We start from the raw sequence: 16,136 nt of genomic DNA, 5'->3' as shown, positions 1-16,136 counted from the left end.
TTATCTACATCTCAGCCTTCTTCTCAAAATAACCATGCAGCCGATACTCGCAAATCTCTCTCGTCCATACATGCACAAGCTCGGCATGTTCCGACTGAATCTCTAACTGAGGCTTAAACTCCCCATTGTCGAACGTAATCTGCCCCTTCGAGCTCCCGCTCCACATACTCATGGGCATATCCGTAATTAACGCTGTCACCTTCTGCTCGTCATACTCTTTTAATCGAAGCGTCTTCTTATCCGAAAAATCGATCCTTCTCCGATATTCCTTCTCTGTCAAGAAGCGATGGAAGAAAGGAGCTGCTTCTTGCGGAGTAATAGGAGCATGCCATCTAGAAGTTCCTCTTTCGAGCATTGCTAGCAAAAGAACCATTTTATAGCTCTTGGCCATCAGCGTGCTTTCCACTTCTTTGAACCACCGCTCATATTGCAGATAAGCCGCTTCCTCACACTCGTTCAGCTCCTTACACCAATACAGAAACCCGACATATGAGCCGAATTCCTGACGATCTCCTTGCTGCTCATTTTTCCTAGCAAATAGAGCTCCAAATAATGAGGTCGGCGGCCGAGCTCTTCTTTTACCTCTAAATAAACGCTGCGCAGCTTATCCTTACGCGGTTGCTTCTTGCGGGCAAGCTCCTCGAGCATATCAATAACGCTCATGTCCAGCTCGATTATGCAGCCGGCCGGCGGGATTGGCGTTACGCTTTCTCTTTTTCCAGCGGCTTCATCTCTTGCTCCCGTGTCAAATAGACTCAGCTTTATATCCGCATTTCGGTAGTTGCCAATCAGATCGATAAGCGTGCAAGCCTGTTTCCCAGCATGAAGCCGGAGCCCCCTCCCCACCTGCTGCGTAAAGACCGTAAGAGATTGAGTCGGCCTTACAAACAGCAGCGTATCGACAGCTGGAATATCGACGCCTTCATTGAATAGATCTACTGTGAAAATAATCTGAAGCTCTTCACTTTCCAACCTTCTAATCGCTTCCTGTCTCGTCATCGAACGAGTATCCGAGTGCAAGCTCAGGCTTGCTACGCCCTGCTTTGAAAAATAGTCAGACAGGAAATTTGCCTGTATAATCGATGAGCAAAATCCAATTGTTCGCGTCTGCTTATGGCGATTCCAAGCTTCATAAATGTTGAAGGCTACCTCTTCACGCAACTGAACCGCGAGAAGTTCGTCTTCATCATATTTCGTCCCTAGCCAGGTAAGCTGGGTATAATCCGTTTCGTCATATACGCCGTAGTAATGAAATGGAGAAAGCCAACCCTTTTGGATCGCCTCGATAAAATGCAGCTGATACGCTACGTTCCCATCGCAAATTGCAAAAACATCTTTCCCGTCCATACGATCTGGCGTAGCCGTTATGCCTAGCAGAAATTTAGGATGAAAATAAGACAATACCGTCTGGTACGATTTTGCTGCGGCATGGTGAAATTCATCGATTACGATAAGATCAAAGGCCTCTGGATCAAATCGTTCACGGTGCATTTTCGTGCTCAAGGTGTAAATGGACGCGAACACGAAATCCGTTCCGGTTTCTTTGTCAGAGCCATTATATAGTCCAGCCGTTTTGTCCGGCATAATGTGAAAGAAGGAGCGCATCGCTTGATTCAGAATTTCTTCCCTATGAGCAACAAACAGAACACGCTGAAACCTTTCTTTGGCGAAAAAGCCGGCCAGGTACGTCTTTCCGAGCCCTGTCGCCATAACGACCATCGCCTTGTCATAGCCTTCCGCATACGTGATATCGAGCGCTTCAAGCGCTCCTTGCTGGGCCTTTCTTAAGGCCGACTTCTCATTAGGTGAAGCATCCTCCTGCTTGTACTCCTTCTGAGGGAGCATAAGCTCCGATTCCTCCATCTCGGTAATTGACTGGACAAGTTCTGGATATTTCTGATGATAGGCTTTGTAGGCCGTTTCGTAATAAGCAATGGTCGTTTCATTTAGCGGCTGGGTAAATTCATGATAAAAATTCCTCATGAAATTCACCAGCGCATGCTGGAACGTAAAAGGCTCAGCCTGAGCGTTTACGGCCAGATTCCATTCCACACCCATCCGAAAAGCAGACAAAGACAGATTGGACGAGCCCACTATGAACAGCCCTTGTCCGTCGCTGTAATCGAATAAGTAGGCTTTTGGATGAAAGGATGTGCCCCGGCTGCGCCATAATCTCGCTTCAATGTTTGGATGAATGTTAAGTAAAGCGCGCAGCGCCTCCGGCTGAGATACGAATAGATAATCGCCAGCAAGCAGCTTGACCTCTGCTCCTCTATTCAAGGCTTCCTTCAGGTGCGGAGCAAGCAGTATGACCCCGGATTCCATGACGAAAGACGTTAATATGTATATCCCCGAGGCCTTCTTAATGCTGGGGATTAGTTCATCTGCAAGGTTTTCTGTAATAAGCTTAATATCAGGCATCTTCCACCTCGATCAGATAGATCCCGTCTTTAAAGCCTCCCCGCTTGTCCGCTTTCTCTGCGCGTATTCGCTCCAGCTCTTGGACGGACGCCCCGTGCGCATCAGCAAGAGCATGAATAACCTCCAGCATATCGGCTAGCTCTTCGATGGCTTCGCTACTCGATTCAGCAGCCAGAAATTCGCTTGTTTCCTCCTGCAGCTTAGTCCGCAGCTCCGTTAAATATTCGTCAGTTTCGAGGATTCTAGTTGTCAAAGTCAAACCTTGCTTCGTTATAATTTCCGGTATCCGATCGCGGACAAGTTTGTTGTATATAGGCATATTTTTCTCCTCCTATTGAGTGTTCTCACTCTTCATCGTTCGAGAGAGTCTTTCCATTACGTAATTTTGAAGCGATTGGTCCCTACAGAAAATGTAGCAGCCTTTCATTCCTCGGGACATTAGTATTTTATAAATGTTTTTAACAAGGGCATTGAGCTTGTCAGGGCTATTCTTAAGCCCCTTTTTCCCGGTTTTATCCTTATAGTCATTATAATTTGAATACAATTCTCCTCTTTCGGCATTGTACTTTAGATCGTCTCCAACAATAATGCCGACATAGTCGAATTCAAGTCCTTGTGTTGTATGAACACAGCCTACCTGATCAATTCCATCGGGATGAATGGCCCATGATTCACGGATTGCATAACCGTTCCAAGGCATTTTAAATTGATGCTCATCTAAGATAACATCCTCGATCTGTCCATTTGAATTTCCTTGCTTAGGTGCAGTCCAATCCCATGCATATCCCGCCAATATCCGTGCTTTATGGCCTTTACTTTGCTTATCCTTAATGAGCTCATACAACCGATGTGGTGAATCAACCACACGAAAATCAAATGAGTCCTTATCCCATCCGTTATAATTACCGGTTTCCTGAATTCCCAATAAATCATCAACCCAGTTTAAATACCCTTCTGCACCTGCACATCTGAATTGTGCATGCAATGTATACTCATGAATTTCACAATTTTGATTGTTAGCTATTCGTTTAATTTCTGCAATTGTACCTATATCATCTGGACGAATTCTTTGATGATCATCAATAAAGAACACACTGGTCCTTGCGCTTTTTACGATATCCTCAACTTGATTAATACCCATATACATATAACTGCCTTTTCCTTTAAGCCGGTGTGCTTCATCTACAATAAGTACGTCAAATTGATTCTCTTCCGTTTCCACAAAACTTCCTGAACCCATAAACAAACTTTTAGTTCGCATCTTTGACCTTGAACTTTGCTTCGTAAGCATCTCAATCATAACGTTACGAAATGATGAGTTAGGTGCTACAAATTTGGTATTCAAGCTATTACGCAATAGCCCTCCAAGTGCATTCATAGATATAACGGACTTCCCTGTACCAGGACCACCTTTTATAATAATAGTTCGCTTCTTGTCCTGTTTCTTTGCCAGCGATACGATTGTTTCATAGGCAATCTTTTGCTCATCAAGCAATACAAATTCGGAGTTACCTTCAAACAGAGCATTAATATGATCAACTAGAGATTTAGATGGTGTAATTTTTCCATTCTCTATGTCATAAAGGAGCTGCAGCCCTTTGCCTTTACCCACATATTTATAGATAAATTCTTGTAGTTTTCTTGTCTCATGCTGTAAGAATAACGGTGCTTCCATTATCGTCTTCTCGTACTGCTCTGCTTTAAGCGGCTCCGGTGTTTTCTCGCGGTAATTATGAAGGAATGCCACAGAATGTGCAGTGACATCTGTATCATATACAGCCGAATTCATATCAACAATAAACTGTCTATAAGACCATGCTTGATAGGATGGATGAGTTGTTTCTCTAATTGCACCGTTTATAGAGGTTTTGACAATATCCTCTTTATCGGTGGTCCATGCTTCTTCCCACTGCTTTAGCTCTACAATAATAAAATTTCTATTATGCTGCTCGTCTTGTCCAGCGATGATGAAGTCTATTCGTTTACTTGTAGCTGGAATATTATATTCAATCATAACCCCACAGTCGTCAGCAACCTTCGAATTACGAATAATACGCTCCATAAACTGCATAGAATTATTCCATGAACGCCATTCCGATACGGACGGACGCTTCCCTAGTTTCTCTTTAAACGCTGATTCAATATTAATTGCTATTTTATTATCATCGACTGCCTCTTTAAATTCAGCAACAGAACTGCTATATACGATCACTAGGGCACCTTCTTGTAAATAATTTTTTGAATTGTTTTGGTATAATTCGACAAATTAGGTGAAGAGTCCTGCTTAAATGGGCTTTTTTGAGGAGGAATGATGGTGAAGACCTATACAATTGGATTAATAAAAAACTAAAAATCGTTAGACGCATCCGTGTTAGGGAATGGTTGTTTGCATACAAAGAAAAAACTCAGCCCGTAATAGAGCTGAGTTTACATTTTACAACAGGAAACCTTTTGGCAGTTGCTGCGTCTTATACATATTACATTTTATGGGGGAGATCAAAATGAAAATAACTTGTTTCTACGGTTCTTATCCAGATATGGGCTACATTTATTTAAAGCCTTCAGAATTTTCCACAAAAAATTTAGAATCAGAAAACGAGCTTGCACAGCATATAAATATTCATCAAATTAGCATTCCTTATCTCACAGACCCAAATATTGCATCATCTCTTGATAAAATGTCGGTTGCTGCGCATACATTCGAAGCTGATTATGAGAATGGATATGATACAGAGTATGGCAATGATATGGATGATGACGGTTATATTACTGGAATTGAATTAAATCTCCAACTTGACCGATTTGTTGATCTTATGAAAAATCAAGCTTTCAAGGTTATTCGAACAGAGTGGCGAAGTACGGAGTTTCATTTGATCACATTAGACCATTGGGAGAATGTGTTTCAATCGAATAATGTCATTTATAAATTGAATAATCAAGAAGACGCCTTCGTTATTGTTCAACTTGAAGAGCCCGAGAAGCTTGGTTACCACTACACCGATAAGGAAGATAGAAAGCCTATTGCTTTGTTCAAAGCTTTAATTTCCTCTAGAAATGATATTTATCCCATTGATTATTTGCTGAAGCCGGAGTTTGTCATTATAAAAGATATCGGTCCGTTCCATTCTTAATTTGTTGGTTGAAACCTAATTACGTTGAGTTAAAGCGTAAACCCAATTATCGGGCGGTGATCATGATAGAACTGAACGGACGGAAATTGGGGGTAAAAGCTTCTCAAAAAATAGTCGCTTCCCTCAAAAGCCCTCGAAAAGGCTCTAAAGAATTGAAGAAGTACATTAAAGATGCCTTTGAAGTAAGCAAACAGGTGAAAAGAAAGTAAAAGAAGCCCCTTATATTTTTAATATAAGGCGCTTCTTTTTATTTATCTTTGGATAGCGGAGACATCGGATGAAGCGGCGTGCCGGTACGCAGGTAAATCTGATGTCCGTTCATCTAGTTTCTAATGCACTCCATCCAGGCCGCACTGCGATTATCCGCCCAAGTGATGCATTTGGAGAGCGGATTTACCAGCCACCATGCATCCTATCCTTTCTGCCTCCGCAATGATATTAAACAAATAAGTCCAACGTAAGGATAAACGCAAGCGCTGCAACGGAAATAATCGTCTCTAAGGCAGTCCATGTCATAAGCGTTTCCTTGACCGTCATGCCGAAGTATTCCTTAATAAGCCAAAACCCGGAGTCATTGACATGGGATAAAATGAGTGAACCAGCGCCGGTAGCTAGAACAAGCAGCTCGACATTTACACCCGGAACAATGGCCGCGATTGGAGCGACAATACCTGCTGCCGTCATCATCGAGACGGTGGCCGAGCCTGTAGCGACACGGATCATGGCCGCGATTCCCCAGCCGAGAAGAATCGGCGATAGGTTCGAGGCAGTGGCAATCTCCGCGATATAATCACCGATGCCCGAATCGAGCAGCACCCGGTTAAATGCGCCGCCGGCACCGATAACGAGCAGGATCGTAGCCGTAGGCGCCAAGCAATCATTCGTAAATTTGAGAATACGGTCACGGCTCATGCCGCGGAAGAAGCCAAGACTGAAGAAGGAATAGATAGTAGCGATAAGCAGCGCGACGATCGGGTCGCCGACAAATTTGCATGCCTGAAACAGGATTGTGCCTTTCTCCAGAGCCAAATCCGCGATCGAGGCGATGAGCATGAGAAATACAGGAACCAGAATCGTGAATAACGTATTGAAGAAACCAGGCAGCTTATTCGTATCACCGTTCTCCGTAAGCTGATCACCCATTTCCTTAGGGACGGACTTATGGATCCGGTTGCCGATCCAATTCCCATACAACGGACCTGCGAGAATAGCAGTCGGAAGCCCGACAATTAGGGCATACAAAATGGTTCTTCCAACATCGGCGTCGAAAATACCCACCGCTGCCATCGCAGCCGGATGAGGAGGAACAAGTCCATGCACAACCGATAAGCCCGCGACTAGCGGCACACCGATTTTGACAAGCGATACGCCGGTTTGTCTGGCAATCGTAAATACAAGCGGAATGAGCAGAACGAAGCCGACTTGGAAAAACACCGGAATGCCGACGAGAAATGCGACGAACATCATGGCCCAATGGACATTTTTTTCGCCGAAGAGACGGATTAGCGTCCGGGCGATGCGTTCAGCGCCTCCGGATTCCGCCATCATTTTACCCAGCATGGTGCCAAGTGCAAGCACGACGGCTAGGAAACCGAGCGTATTGCCCATACCCGTTTTGATTGAATCAATGATACCCGTATGATCTTCGGTAGTGAACAAAGGCATACCGGCGGCAAGCCCGGTACCGATCGCCGTGACGATGAGGGCGACAAAAGGATTCAGCTTAACAACCGTGATAAGAAGCAGCAGCACCGTAATGGCTGCTAGAACGATAAATAATAACACAAGTAAACCTCCCAATATAGTATGATTTATTTACAGGTACAGGCCATTACAGCCGCATACCGCCAATACAAAATGGTCTTAAGAGAATCGGTCTCTGTATTCCTGAGGGGTCATGCCGAATTTCTTTTTGAAAGCATAGTTAAAGGAATGCGGCCGCTGATAGCCAAGGCTTGCAGCGATTTCAAAAATTTTGTCTGTGCTATGCTTCAAAAGATACTCCGCCTGGTCCATGCGCACACGCTGGACATATTCGCTTAAATTTTCTCCGGTTTCCAGCTTATACACCTTCGAAACATATACCGGATGAAGATACACATGACCGGCGATCGATTGCAATGAAACATCCTGCTGAACGTTTTGTTCAATAAAAGCATGGATTTCCTGGATCAGGCTCGTCCTTGAATCCTTCGTCTCGCGGTCCATGTCCTCGCGGATCCTGTGCAGCGTCCTGAGCGACCATTCGCGAAGCTGATTCACGGAACGAAACGGAAGACCCTCGGTCATTTTTCCGTACTCAGCCCCGAGCAATTCCGATAAATGCCTCCCGTTTTTATGCGCTATATACGAATAGGCGGAAGCGATCGTGAAGTAAATCTCAAGGAGATGCTCCTGCGAACCGGGCTCCATATCCTCCATGTCGTCAAAGATCATCCGAAGCTTCTCGTCGATGTCTCTCCACCTGGCTGCCTCGAGCAAATGAATCAATAAAGGCGGTTCGTAGAGGCTTTTCAGAGACCCGATCCCCTCTTCCGAACGATCGTCTTCCAGCCGCATAAACAGCCCCTGCTCACTTCCGATCCGTTTGCGGAATGCTCCAATCGAACGGCTGTACAGCGTTGCCAAATCATAAGGGAAACGCCCGTCATGACAGACCATGACGGAGATTTTACCCTTTAGATACGTGCCCACCGCCGTTTGCAGGGCAGCCGCAGTACGCTCGAACCAAACCGTGTCGTTATCCTCGGCTGCCTTTCGTTTCGCCGTCATCGCAAAAACGAGATAATCATGAGCATCCTTGGCATACCAAATCACATAACGCCCGCCGAACAGTTCTTCGACCATATTACCGATTGCATATTCCTTCCAGGATAGATCTTGATGATCAGACTGGAGAAACAGTTCGTCCAAACGTACTACCATCAGCGAAAAAGATTGCCATTCGTGATCGGAAAGCTCCAGCATCTTCATTTTGTCATGTAGGGCTGCTGTCTCCAATCTTCGGCCCTGAAGCAGCTCAAGGAGCAAATTCGTCCTCAGCAAAGGGAGATTTTCTTTAAAGGTATAAGTCAGCCTCTGATTAGAGATGACTTCCTCCCATTCCAATTCCAGCTTTGCAAGTACCCGCTCGACTGTGGCCAGCAAATCCTCTTCCTTTACCGGTTTCAACAAGTAATCCTCGGTCTGGTACAGAATCGCCTCTTTGGCGTAATTGAAATCCGAGTACCCGGACAATAATATACATTTTGTTTTGGGCCAGAGCCGGCGAATCTCCGCGATTAATTGCAAGCCCGACATGCCTGGCATTTTAATATCGGTGATAACGATATCGATGGAAAATTGCCTGAGGAACGTGAGGGCCTCAAGTCCGGAATAGGCCTTAAAAACCTGCTCTACGCCAATAGCCTTCCAGTCGATTGTGGTGGAGAACCGGTCAACGACATGAGCCTCGTCATCCACGATCAATAGTTGAGTCATGGTCTCCCTCCTCTAGCCTGGTATTCGCAAAGCTGCTCGTCCGGTTCCATGTCAGAACGGCTGACAGCCCTCCGCCTGGCGCATGTCTGAATGATAATCCCGAGCCTTCGCCAAATTGATATTGTAAACGCCGGTGTACGTTCCACGTCCCGCATCCGAGTTCATCGGTCATCGGTTCATTAAGTTGAATCATCAGCTGGCGCAGCCTGGACTCAGACAGCCCCGCTCCATTATCGGCTATAGTAATCCGGTTCCACCTGTCATTCTGCTCGCCTGTTATCGTAATAATGCCGCCCTCCACCTGATGCTCGATACCGTGAACGATGGCATTCTCCACCAATGGCTGAAGAAGGAGGCGCGGTACAGGCTCATCCATCATTTCTTCCGGGACGGTTATGGTGAATGCCAGACGCTGCATCCTCAAATGATGGATATTCAGGTAGTGACGCACCAAATCGAGCTCATCCCGAAGGGTAACCTGCTGATTCTCCACCCTTGAAGTGTACCGGTAATACTCAGCCAAGTTTTCGGCCATTGCGATTACCGCATCGCGATCCTCCAGCATGGCGGAATTGATAACAAAGAACAGTGAATTATACAGAAAATGCGGGTTTATCTGAGACTGCAGCTGCTTGAGCGTTGCCTCGCGGGACCGCAGCTTCTCCGTATAAACATCCTCGATCAAGACCTGAATGCGGCCAGCCATTTCATTGTAAGGCCTGATTAAATCATCAAATTCGTTCTTTGCTTCATATTCAATGCGCGAGGATAAATCCCCCCGGCTCATCCGCTTCACGCCTCTGATCATTTTTTGAATCGGAATCTGGACGTTACGGTAAAGCAGAAACGAAGCCATTACACCGATCATAAGCAGAAAGGCGATTGAACCGTAGAACCAATTGCGTGCCGTTGTAATGGGAGACAGGATCCTTTGGACCGGAACATAATCCACCAAATACCAGCCCAGTTGGCGTGATTTGACATAGCTCACCAAATACGATTGATTGTTGATTGCAGTCGTTTCCTGACCTGCATCCGTCAAGGACCCGTTCAACACATTCCGGATAATCTGTTCTTCGATCAGCAAGTCAGGCGTGCTATTCCGAATAGGCCGGTAATCCGGATGATACAGGAACGGATCACTGAGCTTGTCCTTCCGGTAAATATCCAGCAGGTCAGTAATGGTCTCCACCGGGAAACGGACCTGAAATACCGCATCAGCTTGTCCTACGGTTGCCGCATTGGCGGGTTCGCTAGTCTCCCGGATAAAGGTGCCGACCGTTGAGCCTCGGGAATAATCCTCACCGTAGAGCCAGGTCTTCCGGATGGGACCGTCCCAATCCCACGCCCCGATACCGTTAACATAAATATTAGAGGACAGCACCTTCTTGCCTTCCGGCATTGCGATCGTCAAATCATTGGTCCAGCTGCTGGATACGCTTTGAAGGCTCAACTTCTCCGTTATGCGGGATTGTGCCTTTAACAGATTGCCGGCCGCCTCGCCGGTTCCTCCGATAAAATCCCGGATGTGCGGGTCGTAGCTTAAGATAACCGGAAATAGGGATAAATTTTCAATATTCGAATCCATCCGGTTCAAGAAAAACGATAATTCATTCAAATTGGAAGAGCGGAGCTGCTCCTCCACTACACTGCCCGCAATCCGGTTGGAGTAGCTGTACAAGAACAGAACGGGAATAAGCAGCAGAATGATCGTAATGATGATCTTGCCGAATATCGATATCCTGTAACGTATGACGATCACCTTCTCATTCCGCTTCTTTATCCAATATCGCCTGCAGCGCGGCATTTGCTTTGTCCGCCGCCTGTTGAAGATCGGGATCACCCGTTATCACCCGTTGAACGATTTCTCCGACTGTTTCCCGGGCCTCCGCCACGTTGACGACGGTAGGACGGTCATGGTCGACACCGCCTGCGCCTTCTTGTTTGATAACCTCGACCATCTCTTTCGGGAACCCTTCCGTACCCCCTGGCATGTTCCAAACGGAATAACGGGCACCGGGATTTCCTTTGCGCTGCGTTTCAAGTACGATTTCCTTACTAGTCGCCCACCGGATAAAAGCCCACGCTGCTTCCTTGTCGACGGCTCTAGGATTCATGGCCAGTCCCCAGGATGTGATATTGTAGAACCTCGTGCCGCTTCTACCGGCAGGGAAGGAAGCAAATCCGATATGCTCGGAGATATTGGAACGCGCCGGATCGATTGCGCTTTTATAGATTGAATTTGCATCCGTATAAAAGGCGGCTTTGCCTTCGGCAAAAAATGCGCTCGCTTGCGGCCAGGACATGTTGATTACGCCCGGAGGCCCGTAATCTCTTAGAAGGCCTCCATATATGCTGAAAGCTCTCATCGCTTCCGGTGTATTAATGGTCGCTTTCTGTCCGTTCGTGAAATCGCCGCCCTCGGAATACAGAAAAGACGAAACCTGAGTGACCAATGGGGAACGCTGGCCCCTTGCGATAAAACCGTAAACGCCGTTGTCCGGATCATGCAGCTTCCGTACAGCGGATATAAGCTCCTCGATCGTATCCGGCACCGGGATTCCAGCCTTCTTCAAAAGATCTTTCCGGTAGTATAAGATTTCCTGCTCCATAATGACCGGAATACCGGCAAGCTTTCCATCCACGGTTGCGGAGCGAATGGCTTCGCCTGAAAAATCGGCGTACGCGTACTCAGCGTCCTCTCTAGCATAGTCATCGAGCGGCTCGAGCCAACCGTTTTTATAAAAAAGCTTCCCTTCCTGCAAGGGGCGGTACATAAATACATCGGGCGTTGCGGATCCCGTTGTCAGCTGCAGCGTAAGCTTCTGGGTCAGCTGGTCCTCGAAAAATCCTTGAATGATCACGTTCATGCCCGTTGCGGCTTCAAATTCGGGAAGGAGCGGCCTGATCGCATCCGCCCAAGGATGATTGGCCGTTACCAGCGTAATGGTTTTACCTAGAAATGGCTGCGCTAACTCCCCATTTTTATCTCCGGAATAGGAAATGCCTGTACACCCCGTCGCCAAGACGGAAACCAATAGAGTCCAGATTCCCGTAAGCATACACAGTTTGCGAAATCGCTTCATAGATGTCCTCCTTGCCCGCGTCGCAAAACGATAATAATAAGATTACCCGAACCCTTGTCGTTCTGCCATAACTAATACTTAACATCAATAACCATTCGTAAAGCAACTAAAAGAAGGTTGTCCCTTCAGCGGAATAATATGCCAATGGGACAACCTTATTTAATTCAAAGGACGTTTTAGCCCTTCACGGCGCCGGCCGCCAAACCGCTGACGACATAACGCTGTGCAAGCAGCGCGATTATGAGTACGGGAAGGGTGATGATACACGCAGCAGCCATTAGCCCGCCCCAGTTGATTTCCGAATATGACATGAAGTTGAACACCGCCACCGGAAGCGGCTTCGTTTGATCACCGGCAAGAATGATGGAAAACATAAAGTTATTCCATGAGAAAATGAACGAAAGCAGGGACGACGTAATGATACCGGGGCCGGAAATCGGTAAAATGATTCGCATAAAAACTTGATGACGCGTACAACCGTCAATCAGACCCGATTCCTCGATTTCGGTAGGAAGCGCTTCGAAGAAGGAAATCATGATCCAAATAATGAATGGCAGTCCAACGAGCATATGACTGAGAATCAAAGACGGGAATGTGTCTATCAGCTCAAGCTTTGAAAATAGAATAAACCAGGGAATCAAGAAGGTGATCCCCGGAATTATCCGGGCTACGAGAATGACAAGCCCCAGCTTTTGAAGGTTATGTCTGGCGATTGCGTAAGCAGCCGGCAGCCCCAGCAGCAGGGCGAACAGCGTCGATCCTAGCGCGACCACGAAACTATTGAAGATGTATTTCAGAAAATCATATTCCTTGAATACATCCGTATAATTGTCCATCGTCGGCTTAAATATAAACAACTGATCCGTCGACATGATTTGCCCCTGCGTTTTGAAGGAAGCCAGAAGCATCCAGAAGAAAGGAAAAGCGAATAAAAGCAGCACCATAATGGTTAAACCGCCGAATATCAGATTTGCTGCCTTCTTATGCTTATTCATAGCGCCCCTCCATTCTTTTGCGCATCCAGATCATTACGATCGTCAGGCCCATGACCAACGCGAAGAAGAGGACAAGTAGCGAGGAAGCCATACCCAGCTTAAAATATTGAAAACCTAATACATAACCGTAAATGTTCAACGTCTCGGTAGCTAGATTAGGACCGCCCTGCGTTGTCGCATAAATAATATCAAATGTTTTTAACACATCGATCAAGCGCAGCATCGCAGCAACCATGATCGTTGGCTTTAATAGCGGAAGCGTAATCGAAATGAACTTTCTCCATCTGCCGGCCCCGTCGACGTCAGCCGCTTCATAGGGGTCGGTCGGAATTGTAGCCAGCCCCGCCATGACAATAAGAGCGATCATCGGCGTCCACTGCCAGACATCAACGATAATTAGCGATGAAATGGCCTGATCGGGGGAAGCGAGCCACAGCTGCGGCTTCAGTCCGACCGCTTTCAATAGCATGTTGGCCGCGCCGATTGTCGGCTCATAAATCAACTGCCACACGAGCCCCATCGCAACCGGAGTTGACACCATTGGCAGAAGGAAGATGGTTTTCATCACATTTTTGCCCCGAAAATCCCGGGTAAGCAGTAAGGCAATGGCAACCCCTAACACGACTTCAACAGCAAGCGCCGCAACCGTAAAAAACATCGTGGAGCGTACCGCTCCCCAGAACCGGGTATCCTTCAAAAGCGTCATGTAGTTGTCGAGCCCCACCCACTTTGGAGGCGTAATAGCTGACATACTCCACTCAAAGAAACTGATCCGTACGGTATACAGGATCGGGAATACCATCATGACGAGCACGAATATCACTGCAGGCATCGTATAGATCCATTTCAAATTTCGGTCAAACCAGTTGTACTGCATATGGAACTCCCCTTTTCCCCCAGTTCAAAATCATTCATCAAAAGGGTCACGGAATGACCCTTTTGATGGTAAGGCCGTCCTCGCCTTTATTTTGTTTTTTCGTTATCGATGATCACTTGCAAGGCTTCATTCGCTTTATCGGCAACCGGTTGAATGTTCTTCTCTCCAGTCATGATCTGCTGAACGATCTCGCCTACCGCATCGCGTGCTTCACCGACGCTAATGACGGTCGGACGGTCATGGTCGACACCGCCCTTCACGCTTTCTTTGATGACATCTACCAGCTCGGCCGGAAATCCGGTTGTACCCTCAGGGTTATCCCATACCGAAGAACGGGCTCCGGGATTGCCTGCTTGCTGGGTTTTCAAGACCATCTCCTTGCCAGTCGCCCACTCTATGAAGGCCCATGCCGCTTCCTTGTTGACTGCATTTGCATTCATAGCCAGTCCCCATGAGGTAATGTTATACGGTTTGGAGCCGGCCGAACCGGCCGGGAAAGGTGCAAAGCCTATTTTATCGGCAATTTGCGACTTTGATGGGTCCGTTGCGTTCTTATAAATCGAGTTCGCGTCCGTGTAGAAAGCTACCTTGCCTTGCGCGAAAATGCCGATCGCTTGCGGCCATGACATGTTAAGTACGCCTGGAGGGCCGTAATCCTTTAATAAGGTACCGTAGGTTGTAAAAGCTTTAATCGCTTCCGGCGTATTGATCGCCGCCTTGTCTCCATTCGTGAAATCTCCGCCTTCGGAAAATAAGAATGAGGAGACTTGCGTGACAAGCGGCGAGCGCTGTCCTCTGGCTACGAAACCGTACATTTCTTTAGCGGGGTCATGAAGCTGTTTAACCGCCGCAACCAATTCATCAATCGTTTTCGGTACTGCTATCCCTGCCGCTTCCAGCAGATCCTTGCGGTAGTATAAGATTTCCTGCTCTGTAATGATTGGAATGCCGGCCACCTTTCCGTCAACGGTCGCCGATCCGACAGCAGATTTGGACAAGTCGGCGAAATCGTATTCGGGATCTTTATTCACGTATTCATCCAAAGGATGTACCCAGCCGTTTTTGAAAAACAGCTTGCCCTCCTGGAGCGGACGATACATGAACACGTCAGGCGTATTGGAGCCCGTGGTGAACTGGACTGTAAGCTTCTGTGTCAACTGGTCTTCAAAATAACTTTCCACTTTTACTTTCATCCCCGTCTCAGCCTCAAACTCGGGAATGAACGGTTTAATCGCATCTCCCCAAGGGTGGTTCGCGGTTACTAACGTGATGCTCTTGCCTTCAAACGGTTTTGCGGCCGGCGCGGCGTTATTCACTTTATCTGTCTGCGTGTTCTCTTTGCCCGCTGCCGTATTGCTTGTTTGCCCGCCGCCGTTCGAGCATGCTGCCAGCATCGTTGCAGCAAGCACGATACTTAATCCCTGGCCCAGCCAGCGTTTTCTGAACATTTTCATACTTAACCCTCCCGAATAAACTTTTTTGTATGCGCTTTCAATACAAATATACAGATTCAGGATGACGGATTATATAACGAAGACTAAACATCGATAACTATACGTTAAGGTATTTATTCGCCGGCAGTCTGCCGCTTAAAAGGTGTTCCAAACATTGCATAATTTCAGATGGCAGGGAACCGTCCCGCCGCTTTAACATGAATTGTCGGACTAATTCTCAGTCTCCCTTACATAAACTAAATTAGGATTTAGATGCAAAGGGGTGAAGTCATGGCATTGAAAATATGGGTTGCTCGCAACAACGATACACTCCGAATCATTGCTGATCAACAGCGTATACCGATAGAAAATCTCCTAACACATAATCCATTCATCGAACATCCCGATCAGTACATTGCTGGAAAACTGGTATATCTTCCTGTCTTCACCGAATCGGACACGAGGCCAGTAGCGATTCCTCCGATTTGTCACACACCATCAGAATATATCGAAAATTGGATTCCTCTGACTCCATTGGAAGCTATGGCGGATAACGAATACGATGTTTTAATTGTAGGAACAGGTGCCGGAGGAGGAACCATGCTCTGGAGACTGTGTGAACAGTGGCGGAACAACGGTAAGCGGATTGGCATTATTGAAAGAGGAAACATTGTAATGCCAACGCATGGCCGCAACCTTCCAATGATGAATCG

Annotated in this window: 11 protein-coding genes and 3 pseudogenes; 3 read left to right on the top strand and 11 right to left on the bottom strand. The window is 46.9% G+C overall.

Going from position 1 to position 16,136, the window contains the following annotated elements; genetic code table 11:
- Positions 1–4: 4 nt before the first annotated feature.
- The 3 genes and pseudogenes from DFP97_RS01940 to DFP97_RS01930 form a co-directional block, all read right to left on the bottom strand.
- Positions 5–2,421: pseudogene (locus tag DFP97_RS01940) on the bottom strand (DEAD/DEAH box helicase family protein).
- Positions 2,414–2,740, bottom strand: coding sequence for a nucleoside triphosphate pyrophosphohydrolase (locus DFP97_RS01935; RefSeq protein ID WP_114378269.1), 327 nt, complete (start codon positions 2,738–2,740; stop codon positions 2,414–2,416). The pseudogene DFP97_RS01940 and the gene DFP97_RS01935 overlap by 8 nt, the downstream one beginning before the upstream one ends.
- A gap of 12 nt (positions 2,741–2,752) precedes the next feature.
- A complete protein-coding gene (locus tag DFP97_RS01930) occupies positions 2,753–4,633 on the bottom strand; it encodes a DUF2075 domain-containing protein (protein WP_220271116.1) in 1,881 nt (626 codons plus the stop codon).
- A gap of 289 nt (positions 4,634–4,922) precedes the next feature.
- On the opposite strand from DFP97_RS01930, the gene DFP97_RS01925 reads away from it, so the two are divergent.
- Together DFP97_RS01925 and DFP97_RS30560 are read left to right on the top strand one after the other, a co-directional pair.
- On the top strand, positions 4,923–5,552 hold the full coding sequence (locus tag DFP97_RS01925) for a hypothetical protein (RefSeq protein ID WP_114378268.1): 630 nt from the start codon (positions 4,923–4,925) through the stop codon (positions 5,550–5,552).
- A 62-nt stretch (positions 5,553–5,614) separates the two neighbouring features.
- The gene (locus tag DFP97_RS30560; RefSeq protein ID WP_181873314.1) at positions 5,615–5,761 is read left to right on the top strand and encodes a hypothetical protein; all 147 of its coding nucleotides are present in this window, start codon (positions 5,615–5,617) and stop codon (positions 5,759–5,761) included.
- 47 nt (positions 5,762–5,808) lie between these two features.
- On the opposite strand, the pseudogene DFP97_RS31320 reads toward DFP97_RS30560, so the two are convergent.
- From DFP97_RS31320 to DFP97_RS01890, 8 genes and pseudogenes are all read right to left on the bottom strand, one after another.
- Positions 5,809–5,943 (bottom strand): annotated as a pseudogene (locus DFP97_RS31320) (FGGY family carbohydrate kinase); the annotation flags it as partial.
- 47 nt (positions 5,944–5,990) lie between these two features.
- Complete coding sequence (locus DFP97_RS01920) at positions 5,991–7,337, bottom strand: GntP family permease (protein ID WP_114378267.1); 1,347 nt, start codon at positions 7,335–7,337, stop codon at positions 5,991–5,993.
- 78 nt (positions 7,338–7,415) lie between these two features.
- Positions 7,416–9,032, bottom strand: coding sequence for a response regulator (locus DFP97_RS01915; protein ID WP_114378266.1), 1,617 nt, complete (start codon positions 9,030–9,032; stop codon positions 7,416–7,418).
- Complete coding sequence (locus DFP97_RS01910; protein ID WP_245975828.1) at positions 9,007–10,794, bottom strand: sensor histidine kinase; 1,788 nt, start codon at positions 10,792–10,794, stop codon at positions 9,007–9,009. The genes DFP97_RS01915 and DFP97_RS01910 overlap by 26 nt, the downstream gene beginning before the upstream one ends.
- Positions 10,795–10,798: 4 nt before the next feature.
- On the bottom strand, positions 10,799–12,118 hold the full coding sequence (locus tag DFP97_RS01905) for an ABC transporter substrate-binding protein (RefSeq protein ID WP_245975826.1): 1,320 nt from the start codon (positions 12,116–12,118) through the stop codon (positions 10,799–10,801).
- A gap of 176 nt (positions 12,119–12,294) precedes the next feature.
- Entirely contained in the window at positions 12,295–13,113 is an 819-nt protein-coding gene (locus tag DFP97_RS01900) for a carbohydrate ABC transporter permease (protein WP_114378264.1), read from the bottom strand.
- Positions 13,106–13,990 (bottom strand): carbohydrate ABC transporter permease, encoded by an 885-nt coding sequence (locus DFP97_RS01895; RefSeq protein ID WP_114378263.1) that lies wholly within the window; start codon positions 13,988–13,990, stop codon positions 13,106–13,108. The genes DFP97_RS01900 and DFP97_RS01895 overlap by 8 nt, the downstream gene beginning before the upstream one ends.
- An 86-nt stretch (positions 13,991–14,076) precedes the next feature.
- Complete coding sequence (locus DFP97_RS01890; protein ID WP_114378262.1) at positions 14,077–15,444, bottom strand: ABC transporter substrate-binding protein; 1,368 nt, start codon at positions 15,442–15,444, stop codon at positions 14,077–14,079.
- A gap of 270 nt (positions 15,445–15,714) precedes the next feature.
- Between DFP97_RS01890 and DFP97_RS30555 the strand changes: the two are divergent.
- Positions 15,715–16,136: pseudogene (locus DFP97_RS30555) on the top strand (GMC oxidoreductase); the annotation flags it as partial.

The organism is Paenibacillus prosopidis, from assembly GCF_003337375.1.
Taxonomy (GTDB): Bacteria; Bacillota; Bacilli; order Paenibacillales; family Paenibacillaceae; genus Pristimantibacillus; species Pristimantibacillus prosopidis.
Note: the sequence above shows the minus strand (reverse complement) of the source record. Positions and strands in the feature narration are given on the sequence as shown.